The following is a 12,754-nucleotide window of genomic DNA, read 5'->3' as shown; positions in this document are numbered from 1 at the left end:
GCTCAATTCCTGTCTGCAAGGCCACCACGGGCGGCAACCGCGTTGCGACGCTGCAGTTCGTCGGCGGTGCGACGTGCTACGGATTCGCTGGATTCACCCGGTTGCTGGTGGATGGTGATGTTGTTGGTCTGTTGTTGCTGCACGGTGGTGGGTGCACGGGTGGTGGGCGAGGGCATGGCCGGTGCAGTGCGTCCCTGCGCACCGCTCAGCTCAGCCATGCGCCGGTTCAAGCCATCGTTGCTGTCGGTGCCGACGGCATATGCGACCCGTGCCATGTCACCAATGCCACCACCACCACGCGCCTTCATGCTGCTGTAGATGTTGGCGGCGCCCACTGCGGTCTGCAGCCCGTCCTCGGCAACGCCCAGCGCCTTGTCCTTGGCCGCGCCCACGCCGCCGCCGAGCTTGTCCATGAACCAGCCAACGCCTTCAATGACCGGCTTGAGCTTCTCCAGGATGCGGTCGAACGCAGCCGTTGCCTTCTCGCTGATCGACTCCCAGATGCTGCCGAGCGTCTCGCTGATGAAGCCGGCGACGGTGCCGAGCATCTCGCCCAGCCACACCACTGCCCCCACCACACCGCCGATGACCTGGATGACCAGCCGGAAGTTGGTCAGCAGCGCCTCGCCTACCAGTGAGCCGATCTGGCCGACGCGTGACAGTTCGTTGCCGGTGTACTGCGCCGGTTCCAGCATCTTCGACAGCCAATCCCAGGCCTGCCCGATCAGCCCGCTCATGACTTCCCAGGCAGGGCGCAGCGGTTCGACCGCGCGCATCAGTTCCCCCATCGCCGCGGTGCCTGCACCGCTGAGACCTTCCCAGACGCCGCCCAGGAACGCCTTGATCGGCTCCCAGTACTTGCGCACCAGCAGGGCGCCGGCGGTGATGGCGGCGACCGCAAGAGCGATGGGGCCACCACCGATGGCACCGACGGCGGTAGCGACGATGCGGAAGCCTGATGCCAGGCGCATGGCCATCGGCCCGAAGCGTCCCATCTGCGCCAGCAGACTGCCGCCACGGAACAGCTCGAAGGCCTTCTGCGCAGCCAGGATCGGGCCCTGCAGGAAGGTCCAGGCGTAGCGTGCGCCGAGCACCGCGGTGCGCATGCCCAGCATGCCGACCACGATCTGCGTGGTGTTGGCGATCAGCTTCGGGTTCTCCTGCACGAACGAGGTGACCCCGTTCAGCAGTTCGGTCAGCTTGACCGCGGCTTCGCCCACCGCCGGTAGCAGCGCGGCACCGAAGGCCTTGGACAGGTTGTCCACGGCGATCTTGGCGCCCTCGATCTTCTGCGGGTCGGTCTGCATCGCATCGGCATAGGCTGCATCGGTGGTGCCCGCCGATCCATTCAGCGCCTTGTCGCGGACTCGAACGTAGGTGTCCCAGTTCTCGATCATCGGCTGGACGAAGTTCTTCGCCTGCGCATCGCCGAACAGTGCGCCGATCTTCTTCTGGTCGCCCGCGGTGGCCTGGATGATCCCCTGCATCGCAGCATCGAAGGGATTGCCGCCGCTGGTCTGTGCATCGCCGATGATCTTGCGCAGATCCAGGTTCAGGCTCTTCTTGGCCTTCTCCTGAATGTCCGGCGAGAGCACCTCGGACATGAAGCTCTTCATGTTGCTGGCGGCCTTGTCGGCGCCACCTGCCGAGTCCAGCGTGGCTTCCAGTGCCGCACCCAGCGTAGCCGCCGCCGATGTACCCTGCAGCTTCATCGCCTCGAACGAGGAACCCAGCACCGGCAGCACCTGGGCCATGTCCTTCAGGCCCAGGCCGCCCTGCTGGCTGTTCACTACCAGCACGTCCAGCGCGTTCTGCATGCGCGAGGGATCGATATCGAACGACTGCTGCAGGGCGGCCGCGGCCTGGGCCACATCATCGATGCTGGCACCGGTGACGGTGGTGGTCCGCCCGACAGCACCGAGGCTGGCCTGGGCCGACTGCGCATCCATGCCGGCGTCGATCATCAGCCTGATCGAGCGTTGCAGCGCGTCGGCGCCCTGGTTGGTTGCACGCGACTGTTCCAGGATGGCCTGCCCCAGTGCGCTGACCTGGGCGCGGCTGAGGTTGGCTGCCACGCCGATCTGCTGGTTCTGGCGGGCGAAGCCGGAGGCGTTCTCGACCGGCTTGGCCAGTGCGGTGACGGCGGTGCCGAGTGTGCCGCGTGCCTCGCCAAATGCCGAGCCGAGCTTCCCGCGCTTCTCCAGGTTGGCGTCGCGCTTTGCTTCGATGCTCTCCAGCGCCACCTGCGAGGCACGCAGAGCATCGACCTGGGTACGCATGCGGGCGTACTCCTTGCTGGTCGTACTCATGCGCGCGAGCCTGCGATCCAGCAGGGTCACCTCGGTGCCGAGGCGCTTGATACCATCGTTGGCAAAGGAGAAGGCGTCCTTCAGTGACTTGGACACCTCGCCGCCGATCGTGATCGTTGTCGTTTGAACGTTACTGGCCATGTACCGGCAATCCCTGAATCCACCAGATGAACTTCGACACCCGCAGTGTCATGATCTCGCGCAGGCCCCAGCCGGTATGGCCGGCCAGGGCGAGCACTCCCTGCCTGATCTGAGGCAGGGTCAGGTGGTAAAAAGCGCGACGCCTGCCTGCAGTCGTGCGTAGTCGCGCAACGGCATCTTGCGCACGTCGTCCGGCGAGATCTCGCACAGGTTGGCGATCATCCGCACCTCACGCTGGGCGTCGCTGCCCTTGTCGTCCTGGTAGCGCTCCATGTCTTCCACGGTCGGTTCGCGCATGCGCAGCACGGCGGTCTCCATGCCGTTGACCTGGCGCGGGCGGGTGAGGGTGATCTCGGCAAAGCCATCGCGCTCGATGACGGTGTCGGTGGGGGTCTTGGTCTTGCTGGACATGGATGCGTTCCTGGAATGCGATGCGGTGCGATGGATGCGGGGGCGCGAGGCGCCCCCGGGTTCTTCAATGCGGCGAGGGTTCAGATGCCCAGTGCGCCGCGGATGCCGGCCAGTACGTCCACGCCACCCTGGCGCGCGATCATGTTGACCACGTCGATCTCCTGCACGACCTGGGCGCCATGGGTCAGCTTGTAGTAGCTCAGCGCCAGGTTGACCTTGATCGTGCCTTTCTCGCCAACCTTGGTTTCGCCGCGGTCCAGCAGCTTCACCTTGCCGCGCATGTTGTGCACGACCTGGGTCACTTCGCCGTCATCGCCTTCCAGGGCTTCACGGGCGGTGAAGCCGTATTCCTTGCTCTCGATGACGTGGAACTTGGTCATGATCTCCGCGTCATCCGAGGCGAACTCGACATCAGCAGTGAGCTTTTCATGGCCGAGCACGATCTCGGTCGGGGCGAGCATGCCGCCGGCCTGGAAGTCCTCGGTCTTCAGCGACAGCTTGGGGGCGGTGAAGGACATCACGCTGCCGGCATAACCCTTGCCGTCGACGTAGAAGTTGAAGTTTTTGCGGATCTTGCGCGCCATGCTTAGAAGATCTCCGAGACGTAGTTGTTGTTCATGTGCATGCGGAAGGTCAGCTGCTCACCCGGGTAGGTCGGGGTGAAGTCGAAGTCCCAGTAGAAGCGGCCCTGGGCCACGCTGTCCGCTGCGTTCAGTTCCGGGTCGATCCAGCAGTTGCCGCCGAGGATCGCGCCCTGGGTCTTCAGCCCGCGCAGGAAAGCATTGACACCCTCGCGCACGTCATCGACGTAGGTCTTGCTGATGCCGCGGTCGACGGCCCACAGGTGGGCGGCTTCCAGGCTGTCGGCGATGATGTCGGCGGTGCGTACCACGCACAGGAACTGCCACTTCGGATCGATGCTGGTGGTGCGGTTGCCCCACAGGCGGAAGCCCCCTTCGCGGATGACCGTTGCCACGTTGGCCTGGTTCAGTAGGTTGGCGCGGCTGGTCGCATCGGACAGGCCGAAGTCGATTGCACGCGCGGTGCCGACCACGCCGTTGAGTTCCAGGTTCGACGGCGACGCCCACCAGCCGCGCTCGTTGTCGCTGCGGGCGATGGCGCCGGCCACGGCACCGGAGGCATAGCGGGTGACGATGGCATCACCGGACTGCACCAGCAGCGCCGGGTCGACCACGTAGACACGCTTGGAGCCGGTCAGTGCAGCGGTGGACTTGGCCGCGTCGTCGTTGCTGTTCGGGCCATCCTTGATGATCACTGCGCGCAGCTTGTCGGCAATGCCGAGCAGTTCCGCGACGACCGGGTTGGCCAGCACGGCCTCCGGCTTGGCCGGGTCGGCCGGGTGCACATGGGTGAAGCCGGGTGCGACCAGGATGCGCGGCTTGACGCCGACGATGGACTTGGCGGCCAGCAGCGCATGCACGCCTTCGTACGCGCCGGTCTGGGCGTTCACGCCGCCCAGCACGTTGGCCAGGGTGGCGCTTTCATTGGCGCCCTTCTCGACGCGGACGACGACGACGACGGCACTGGACTGGTCGAAGATCGCGTCGAGCGCACCGGGCAGGGTGCCGGCATCGGTGCCGGTGGTGGCCGACAGCTTGGCGGCCTGCGACGGCGAGGTCACCAGGACGGGCGTGTTGACGGGGAACGCTTCGGTGTCGGCCAGCGGTGCGGTGCCGACGATGCCGATCACGCTGCTGGAGGCGATGGCAATCGATCGGGCACCGGTATCGATGTTGACGACCTGTACGCCATGGAGAAATTCGGTCATTCGGGGTTCTTCCTCGGTGTGGGTGTGTGCCGGCTTGTGCAGGCGACGGGGTAATGTTCGAAGAATGTGGCGGTCGCGATAATTGCAATCGTGGCCGCGGCGTCATTCCATGATTGGACCGGTGTCACCACGCGAGTGCGACGCACTCATGTAGACCTGGTCTTCGCGTGCCAGGACGACGCCGGTGCTGGCGCGGCGGATCTCGACAACGAGGCTGCAACCCGCGCTGCCGTAGACAACGTCAAATCCGCAGTAGCGATCGGTACCGAGGTTCAGCCAGGCACCCGTGCCGGACGGATTCGCGTCGCCTTCGATCTTGGTGTAGCGGATCTCGAAGTTGCTCGCGACACCACGGATGAGCCATGGACCGAAGGTGCGGGTGACGCCGTTGGGGTTGTTGGTCCACGTCTGCACCATACCGTTGGACTTGAAGCTGAAAGCCGCATGTCCATTCGGCGCAGCACCGGCATACGAGTAACCACTGATGCTGGGGTTGGGAATGGTGATGGCGTCGTACTGTGCGCTGCCCTTGGCCGCCCACAGATTGGATACGTCCATGCCGTTGATGCGATGGCCTACGTCGGCACGTTTGCTGCCGTACTGGATGTGGGCATAGCGACGGCTCAGGTCGGTGCCGCCGATACGGCGGCCCGAGTCCTGTGCCTGCGGACCTTCGACGTACGGATCGAACAGGTCGTCAAAGTCGATACCGGAAGAGCGATATCCGCTGGGCATGTCAGCGCTCCGCTTTCAGTGCGCGCACTTCGGCGGCCAGTTCCTGGATGGCCTTGGCCATGACCGGCAGCAGCTGGTCGAGCTTGACCGACGCCACGCGCTCACCCTGGAACTCGACACCTTCCAGGTCGACCGCTTCCGGCACCAGCTCGGCCAGCTGCTCGGCGACGAAGAACAGGCGGCGACGACCGTCGTCGTTGTACTCAGGCTTGTAGTGGCCGGCGGCCAGTTCCATTTTCTCTACAGCAGCCAGACCGTAGGGAAGTACGCCCTCGATGTTCTTCAGCTTTCGTGAGGAGCCGAAGTCGAAGCCGCCGGCCGTCCAGAGAGCTCCCGCGGCACTCAGTTGTAGCCGATCAACCTGCGCGGTGGACGACCAGATCCGGAACACGTTGTCCGTGTTGTAGATGTGGAACTCCTGGTTCGCGTTCCCACGGTCCTTGATGATGAAAGCGGCATTGCCCCCCGCGGAAGTGACGCCGCCGACGAAGCTGTTTTCCCGGTACTGGACATTGCTGAAGCTCGCGCGCTGCGTCGGCGACCCTCCATTGAAGTCGTAGGAGTAAAGCGAAAGTGTGGCGTCGCTCTCCATGGCTGTCGCCCATCGGGTCACGTTGTTGCCCCAGCCGAACCGCTGGTGCACGACCTGGGTGCTGCCCTGGCCCACATACATGTTCAGCGTGCCGCTCATGATGTCGCCGGCTTTGTTGATCTTCCCGCCTGGATCGAAGTTGCCGCTGGTCCAGATGTTCCCGCCTGCGCTGAGCGTTGCGCTGTAGGCACCTTCCAGGTTGCGGAAAGTGAACGAGGATCCGGATTTGAAGAGATAGCTGTCACCCGTGCCGAAGTAGACGACACCATCGGTCGCGGTGCTGCCCCAGCCAGACAGGCGCAGCGCGTTGTTGGAGATGGAGACCGCGCCGGTGAACGTCCCGCCACTCTTGTCCATCTTCGCTTCAGGCGAGAAGTTCCCGGCATGCCACATTGCCGAGCCATTCCAGCGTGGCGTATCGCCATGCTTGATGGTGATCTCGCTGCTGGCACTGCGGTCTGCGTTCCACACTCGCCACAGGCTGGAATTGCCCCAGCCGCCTATGAAGGATTGTTCGGCGCCGGCGGCACCGAAGCCCATCAAGGGATACGTGCCGCTGATGAACTGCTGGTCGGTGAACGTGTTGCCGCCCCTGGATGCCTTGCCATCCAGCGCCGGCTGCAGTCCGGTCACATCGGCAATCACATGCTTGTGGCCCACGGTGGCGAAGTCACCGGCCAGGGCGAACTCGGAGGCGTGCTTGCCGTCCAGGGTGTCGGCGTCCAGGCCGTTGCCATGCCCGGTGTCCTTCAGCGCGGCGCTCTTCAGTTCCAGGGCAGTGCGCGCCGCGGTGGTGTTCGCCGCAGACAGCAGCGTCTTCGCCAGCGCGGTCGGGGCGCTGGCGCCGAAGCGCTTGTCGGTGTAGGCGCGCAGGCCACGCGGGGTGACCGCGCGCTGGGTGTCGGTGGCATCTTCGGCTTCAGTGCTGGTGGCCAGCTCGACCACGCCGACCACCTCGGTGGTGGCCGGTGGATAGAGGAAGCCGGCGTCGCCGAACTGGATCTGCGTTGTGTCGATCCCGCTGAAGCGGGTATCGGTGGCCAGCAGCAGCATCGATGCGGCCGACTTCTCCATGATCGGATCGGCCTGGCCGTAGCTGGCAAACAGGGTGCCGTCGGCCAGGTACAGGCCGAAACCGCGCAGCGTGTAGGAGGTGGCGCTGTCGTCGCGGATGGTGACGTGCACGGTGTCATCGCCCACGGCCTGGCCGCCGAAGGTGGCGACGCGCTTGATCTCGCCGGGCAGCGCGGTGAGCCCGGCTGAAGGCACGAAGGCGGTCGAGGTCAGGCCGATCTGGGTGATCAGGACGGCGTTGGTGCCGGTGTTCGGCGGATTGACCAGCTTGGCGAAGCCGGCATCGGTGATTTTCAGGCGCATGCGGGGGTTACTCTCCGATCAGTTGAAGGCGGCGGAAGGCCGTGGCGTGGGCGGCTGCCAGTGCGCCGACGGCGGCGTCGGCCTGCATGCCCTGGGTAAAGGTGAAATGCGAGCGCACCGGCTTGGTCCGGGTGATTTCGCCGATGACGTCCTCGACGAACATCGCCGTGGCGGACTGGCCATCCTGGTTGGCGATGGTCATCACCGCTTCGAAGGTGTGCGGCGCGCCCCTGGGCTGCAACTGCCACCACTCGCGGATCAGCACCGAGCCGCCGAAGGCCGCCACCACGTCGCGCACGCTGCCGGCGGTGCCCTTGCGTCGCTGGATGGCGATGGCCGTACGCACCCGGGCGCGCTTCACCGCTTCGGGCCAGTAGGCTTTCCATTCGTCCAGCGACAGCGCCCAGGCCAGCCAGGGCAGCAGTGCGGTCGGGCAGCGGTCGGCATCCCACAGCGCGGTGATGTCCACCGGCAACGGACGTGCAACGATGGCGCGGGCAAGCGCGCGCTCGGCGTGGGTGGCGTTGGCGGGAAGCAGGTTCGCCGCCGAGGGCACCACCACCTGGGCGTCACCATCGATGACCTCGCCGGGCGCCGGTGCAGCGGCCAGGGTGACCCTGCTGCCCTCGATGACGCTGCCCTGCAGCAGCTGCCGCCCCTGCGCATCGGTGCGGAATACCGACTGCAGGCTCGCCAGCGCGCCGCCGGGGTGGCGGAAGGTGCGGTTGCGGCCATCGATCGCGCCGCGCAGGCGCGCGTTGATCAGGCGCGTGCTCGGCTCATTCATCGGTGCCGCCGTGGGTCAGGGTCACGCCGGTGCAGTGCGTGGCCTGGGTCCGGTCCACCACCACATCTGCAGCTGGATGGACGATTTCCACGCGCTGCACGCCCTCGGCATGCAATGCGGCGAACAACCCCGAACGGGTGACGTCGCGGCCGAGACGGTGTGACTCGCTGATGTAGCGGTCCAGGCGGGTGCGCGCTTCGGCAAGCACGACCTGCGAATCCGGGCCGGCAAAGGTGAACAGCGTGGCGTCGACCGTATAGTTGACGATCGTGGCCGGCTTCACCAGCACGTGGTCGGTCAGCGGTCGCACGTCATCCGCGCTCAGCTTCGCTTCGACGATGTCGAGCAGGCCCTGGGTGGCGGTTCCATCCGCTTCGCGCGACAGCACCGAGACCACCACTTCGCCGGGGGCGGGACTGGTCGCACTGGCGTCGAGCACGCGTGGGTCCGCGCTCAGCGCATGGAACACATAGGCGCCCTCCGGCCCCGCTACGCTGAAGCCTTCCGGACCCAGCTGGATGCGGCGGCGGAAGTCCTCATCGCTCTCATATCGCGGTGGAATGCCTTCCTGCGGTTTGCCCGGGTCGAGCACCTGGCGGGCGATGCCGAAGATGGCGGCAAGGTGGTCCAGGTCGCTGCCACCGGCATAGGCCAGCATCACGCCACGCGCGGCGTCGTTGACACGCTGGCGATCGAGCAGGCGCAGGTAGGTGCAGACCTCCAGGATCTTGAAGGCCGGGTCCGACGGCAGCAGCGCGTCGAAAGTGGGATCCAGAGCCTGCAGTGCGGTCAGCGATTCATCGAACATGGCTTCGAAATCGAGCACTTCGATGACCGCCGGGGCAGGCAGCTGGGACAGATTGACACTGGTGAACGAGCCGGATGCCACGGTTAGCGAACCTCGATTCCTTCGATGGTGATGGCCTCGCCGTCCGGCAGGTGGATCCCGGTCACTGCCAGGATCATCACGCCGGGGGCGGGGAGGGAGACGTCGACGTTCTCGACGTGGAGACGCGGTTCCCATCGCGCGAGTGCGTCGACGGTGGCCGCGATCAGGTCCATGCGCAGCGAGCGGTTGGTCGGCGCATCGATCAGTTCAAACACGCGTGAACCGTATTCGCGGCGCAGTACGCGGGAGCCAAGGGGCGTGGTGAGAATGTCACGCACGGACTGGTGGAGATGGGCGAGCCCATCCAGTGATTTGCCGGTGTTGGCGTTGATTCCTCGCATGGCCTCTATCGTCGTGGAGTGCGGGTTTTCAGGGCATTGCAGGCGTGGCCGTTCAGGCCTGGGCCGGCGTGGTCGGGGCGGTTGGGCCCTGGGCGGTGTGCTTGTGTGCCTTCAGGCCGATGGCACCGGCCTTGATCTCGCCGGGTGTGCTGATGTCCTTGCCGGCGCTGATCGCGCCGCTGACATCCAGATCGCCGCTCGCCTTGATCGAGGGCGTGTCGAGCACGATCGATTCGCTGGCGATCACCTGCGCGCTTGCACAGGTGACGATGACCTTGCCGCTGCCGACGTTAACGCTCAGCGTGGTGGTTTCCTGGTCGTACTCGACGGTGCTGCCGTCGGCGAACTCGGTGCGCTGCCGCAGGCGCGAGTCGGCGGGTGGCGGAAAGCGGTCCTGATACAGGCTGCCGAGTACCAGCGCCTGGCCGGGGTCGCCATAGGGGCACGCCAGCACGACCTGCTCGCCTGGTTCGGGGGCGCACCAGCTGCGCATGCCCGGCCCCGCGCGGCGCTCCAGCCAGGGAATCCAGTCGGTAAGCATGCCGTCGGCATCGACGCGAACGCGCCCGTTTGCCTCGTCGAGTTCGCGCACCACGCCGATCATCAGCAGGTTGCCGATCAGCCGCGCGTGTTCGGCGCTCATCGTGCGCGCTCCGGCAACAGCTGGTAGCGGGACTCATGGGCGCGACCGATCTCCGGCGCGAAGCTGTAGGACGCCTGCGGCACCACGCCACCGGCGTCGTCCCACGGGTTGTCGCCCAGCGCGACCGGCAGCGACCACTCAACGATCCAGGTGCGCAGGCCCGGCTGTGCTGCCGCTGGGTCTTCGGGCGACGCCGCGATCACATCGATCGCGCCGCTGGCAACGCCGGGAAAGCGGCCGAGCTGGTGCAGCCAGGTCGCCAGGGCGAGGGCCGCATTGCGCAGCTGCAGCGCTGTGCTTGCGTCGGTTGCCGGCAGCGCGATGCGGGCTTCGAAACGCAGCGTGGCCTGCAGCAGGCCACTGCCATCATTGTTGTCACGGCTGCGATCACAGCGGGTCATCGCCAGAAGGCAGGCCGGCAGGGGCATCCCCTCAGCGCTGGCATCGCGATGGAACTCGACGCTTGCAAACCCGGGAAAGCGTGCGCGGATCGCGGCTTCGATCGCGGCAATCAGCGGATCGAGCGTGGGAGGGAAGGGATCGTTCGCCATGTCAGCTCATGCAGAGAGGGGAGGAAGGGCGTAGCGCTGCAATGCGCGCGGTCAGCAGCCAGTGTTGCCATCACCGCTGTGGGGTGGCATTGCAGGCGTGGCCGTGTCCGGCAGGCTCAGCGCGCGGGAGTGGCGCTGCTGTCGCAGTGGGCAGGTGCTGCCGGCACGGCGCCATTGATGGTGATGCCGTGCTGGTTGCCGAGGCTGCACAGCAGCGCACTCAGCTGGTCGGCCAGCGCGTGGTACTGCTGTGCGACGGCAACGTGATTGCGCAGCAGCGCGTCATCGCTGGCCGCGTGCAGGTCTGGCAGGCGGGAAGGGGGAAGCAGCTGGGCCGGTGCGATGCTGAGATCAGCGCGGCAGGGCGTGGCCGGCGTTGGCCTCGCGCCAGATGCGCACGAACTCAGCGTCAGCGTCGCCGCGATCACGACCAGGAGTCTTGGCATGGGTCTCGATGTCCCGTTGCAGGGTGTTGAATTGTTCGGTGCGGCGGGCCTGCTGGGCCACGCGTTGTGATTCGGCCTGCGCGCCTGCGGCGCTGTTGTCCAGGGCCTGCTGGTGCGCGCGCTGGGCTGCATCGGTGCGGGCCGCCTGCTGTGCCGCCCGGGTAGTGGCAGCGGCAAGGTCCGCGCTGCGGCCGCGCAGGGTCCATCCCAGCCAGGCGCAGCTCGCGTGGCTGCCGGCAAGGACCAGCAGTCCGATGCCCAGCCTCAGGGTCCCGGGCGTCACTGCAGGGCTCCACCGGCGGCCCGGTAGGCCGCGCGCAGTGTTTCCAGTGCGTGCTCCTTCTGCCCGTAGCCGGCGCCTGGCAGCGACGCCCAGATGCGCCGTGCCGCGGTAACGGCGGCATCGAAGCGTCCCAGCCGGATCAGCTCGTAGGCACCGCACTGCTTCAGCAGGGCGACTGCTGCACGGTCCTGCGAGACCGGCCCGAAGTCGGGCAGGCCCAGGCGTGAGCGCAGGTCGTCCCAGGTGCTGCGCAGGAACTGGTAGCGGCCGGCGGCGCTGGACTTGATGCCATAGCGCGGCAGCGACACCAGCACGCGGGGATGGTCGCGGTAGTCGGTGAACAGCTGGCCGCCGACGATGACGTCGTAGCCGCGGTCACGTGAGCGCTGGCCCGGAATGTCGGTGCCTTCGGACACGGCCAGCATGTCCAGGAACGCAGCGACGTTGGTGCCACCGAGGGCGCTGGCGGCGGCGACGGTCATGCGGCCGCTCCCGGTTGCCTGCGAACCAGGGCCAGCAGGGCGTCTATCTGTACGCTCTGCTGGGTGATCTGCGCACGCAGGGCACTGACTTCACCACGCAGCTGCCCGATCTCCTGGGCCATTGCCTCGCGTTCGTGCATCAGTCCATCGGCGCGTGTACGTTCGGCCGCGAGTTGTTCCTGCAGCGTGCGCAGGGTGTTGCTGGTGGCTTCATCGGCGGTGCGGTCGACCTTGGCCGACGACAGCCACTGGCGCAGCCACAACGACACCGCGATCAGCACGCCCGAGGTCCCGCCCAGGTACTTGGCCCAGTCTGGCACGCCGGCCAGCAGGTCGCTCTCGTTCATGCGCGTGCGTACCCCTTGAGCAGGGCCGGGTGCACGGCCGGTGGCGGCGCACTGCGCGCACCGCGCAGGGCACGCTTGATGGTGGTCGGGGAGACGCCGAACTCACGCGCGACATGGTCGCGTGGCATGCCGCTGGCGACCGCGCGGGCGATCTGTTCACGGCGTTCGTGCGCGCCGGCAGCGAAGCAGGACGCCAGGAACAACAGTTCGCCGCCGAAGTGCGCGACCAGCCGCTGGGCGACGTCGTGGCCAAGGATGTCGATCAGCCGATGCTGGTCGGGCAGGGTGGAGGGGACGTAGACAATGACACGGTGACGGCCGGTGGTGCTGGAGGTGGTCGGCGGCCACGCACGCACCAGCGTGAGGGCTGCGGATTCGCCGATGACCTCGGCCAGGGTCTGGATGCTGTCGGGCAGGGCGTTCATGGAGGATGTCTTCAGTGGCATTGATCTCCACTGTTGCCATCCCGTCCGGTCAGTCAACACCTTTCATCTACTTTGATGTCGGCGCGCTGAAGGCGTTCAGCCGTGCGCGAGGACGGGTGAGGATCACGCCCCGCCTGCTTGCAGTGCGCTGCATCCGCCTGCACTGGCCGCTGCTGTTTTCCTGTACATCCGTACTCGTTGTCCTC

At 66.5% G+C, this 12,754-nt stretch carries 15 protein-coding genes; all 15 read right to left on the bottom strand.

Annotation, left to right across the window (positions count from 1 at the left end):
* Nucleotides 1-2 precede the first annotated feature (2 nt).
* The 15 genes from V3B41_RS07115 to V3B41_RS07045 all read right to left on the bottom strand — a co-directional run bounded on the left by V3B41_RS07115 (nucleotide 3) and on the right by V3B41_RS07045 (nucleotide 12,548).
* Nucleotides 3-2,450: a phage tail tape measure protein gene (locus V3B41_RS07115; protein ID WP_295546510.1), complete on the bottom strand. Its 2,448-nt coding sequence runs from the start codon at nucleotides 2,448-2,450 to the stop codon at nucleotides 3-5.
* Between the two features lie 120 nt (nucleotides 2,451-2,570).
* The gene (locus tag V3B41_RS07110; RefSeq protein ID WP_005412456.1) at nucleotides 2,571-2,861 is read right to left on the bottom strand and encodes a phage tail assembly protein; all 291 of its coding nucleotides are present in this window, start codon (nucleotides 2,859-2,861) and stop codon (nucleotides 2,571-2,573) included.
* An 80-nt stretch (nucleotides 2,862-2,941) separates the two neighbouring features.
* Nucleotides 2,942-3,445, bottom strand: a complete 504-nt coding sequence (locus V3B41_RS07105; protein WP_049430170.1) for a phage major tail tube protein — start codon at nucleotides 3,443-3,445, stop codon at nucleotides 2,942-2,944.
* A 2-nt stretch (nucleotides 3,446-3,447) separates the two neighbouring features.
* Nucleotides 3,448-4,650, bottom strand: coding sequence for a phage tail sheath C-terminal domain-containing protein (locus V3B41_RS07100; RefSeq protein WP_049430169.1), 1,203 nt, complete (start codon nucleotides 4,648-4,650; stop codon nucleotides 3,448-3,450).
* Between the two features lie 102 nt (nucleotides 4,651-4,752).
* Complete coding sequence (locus V3B41_RS07095; RefSeq protein WP_295546517.1) at nucleotides 4,753-5,385, bottom strand: hypothetical protein; 633 nt, start codon at nucleotides 5,383-5,385, stop codon at nucleotides 4,753-4,755.
* 1 nt (nucleotide 5,386) lies between these two features.
* On the bottom strand, nucleotides 5,387-7,354 hold the full coding sequence (locus V3B41_RS07090) for a tail fiber domain-containing protein (protein WP_329860568.1): 1,968 nt from the start codon (nucleotides 7,352-7,354) through the stop codon (nucleotides 5,387-5,389).
* 7 nt (nucleotides 7,355-7,361) lie between these two features.
* Complete coding sequence (locus tag V3B41_RS07085; protein ID WP_238378719.1) at nucleotides 7,362-7,910, bottom strand: phage tail protein I; 549 nt, start codon at nucleotides 7,908-7,910, stop codon at nucleotides 7,362-7,364.
* A gap of 223 nt (nucleotides 7,911-8,133) precedes the next feature.
* The gene (locus tag V3B41_RS07080) at nucleotides 8,134-9,030 is read right to left on the bottom strand and encodes a baseplate J/gp47 family protein (protein ID WP_049430165.1); all 897 of its coding nucleotides are present in this window, start codon (nucleotides 9,028-9,030) and stop codon (nucleotides 8,134-8,136) included.
* 2 nt (nucleotides 9,031-9,032) lie between these two features.
* Entirely contained in the window at nucleotides 9,033-9,371 is a 339-nt protein-coding gene (locus tag V3B41_RS07075) for a GPW/gp25 family protein (protein WP_295546523.1), read from the bottom strand.
* 52 nt (nucleotides 9,372-9,423) lie between these two features.
* Nucleotides 9,424-10,014, bottom strand: a complete 591-nt coding sequence (locus V3B41_RS07070) for a phage baseplate assembly protein V (RefSeq protein ID WP_049430163.1) — start codon at nucleotides 10,012-10,014, stop codon at nucleotides 9,424-9,426.
* Nucleotides 10,011-10,565 carry a hypothetical protein gene (locus V3B41_RS07065; RefSeq protein WP_049430162.1) on the bottom strand — a complete coding sequence of 185 codons (555 nt, stop codon included), beginning with the start codon at nucleotides 10,563-10,565 and terminating at the stop codon, nucleotides 10,011-10,013. The genes V3B41_RS07070 and V3B41_RS07065 overlap by 4 nt, the downstream gene beginning before the upstream one ends.
* A gap of 351 nt (nucleotides 10,566-10,916) precedes the next feature.
* Complete coding sequence (locus V3B41_RS07060; RefSeq protein ID WP_049430160.1) at nucleotides 10,917-11,294, bottom strand: hypothetical protein; 378 nt, start codon at nucleotides 11,292-11,294, stop codon at nucleotides 10,917-10,919.
* Nucleotides 11,291-11,776: a glycoside hydrolase family 104 protein gene (locus V3B41_RS07055; RefSeq protein WP_049430159.1), complete on the bottom strand. Its 486-nt coding sequence runs from the start codon at nucleotides 11,774-11,776 to the stop codon at nucleotides 11,291-11,293. The genes V3B41_RS07060 and V3B41_RS07055 overlap by 4 nt, the downstream gene beginning before the upstream one ends.
* A complete protein-coding gene (locus tag V3B41_RS07050) occupies nucleotides 11,773-12,123 on the bottom strand; it encodes a hypothetical protein (RefSeq protein WP_049430158.1) in 351 nt (116 codons plus the stop codon). Before V3B41_RS07050 ends, V3B41_RS07055 begins: the two co-directional genes overlap by 4 nt.
* Nucleotides 12,120-12,548, bottom strand: coding sequence for a helix-turn-helix domain-containing protein (locus V3B41_RS07045; protein ID WP_295546532.1), 429 nt, complete (start codon nucleotides 12,546-12,548; stop codon nucleotides 12,120-12,122). Before V3B41_RS07045 ends, V3B41_RS07050 begins: the two co-directional genes overlap by 4 nt.
* Between the last annotated feature and the right edge of the window lie 206 nt (nucleotides 12,549-12,754).

The organism is Stenotrophomonas sp. SMYL89 (assembly GCF_036319985.1).
GTDB lineage: Bacteria > Pseudomonadota > Gammaproteobacteria > Xanthomonadales > Xanthomonadaceae > Stenotrophomonas > Stenotrophomonas maltophilia_Q.
Note: the sequence above shows the minus strand (reverse complement) of the source record. Positions and strands in the feature narration are given on the sequence as shown.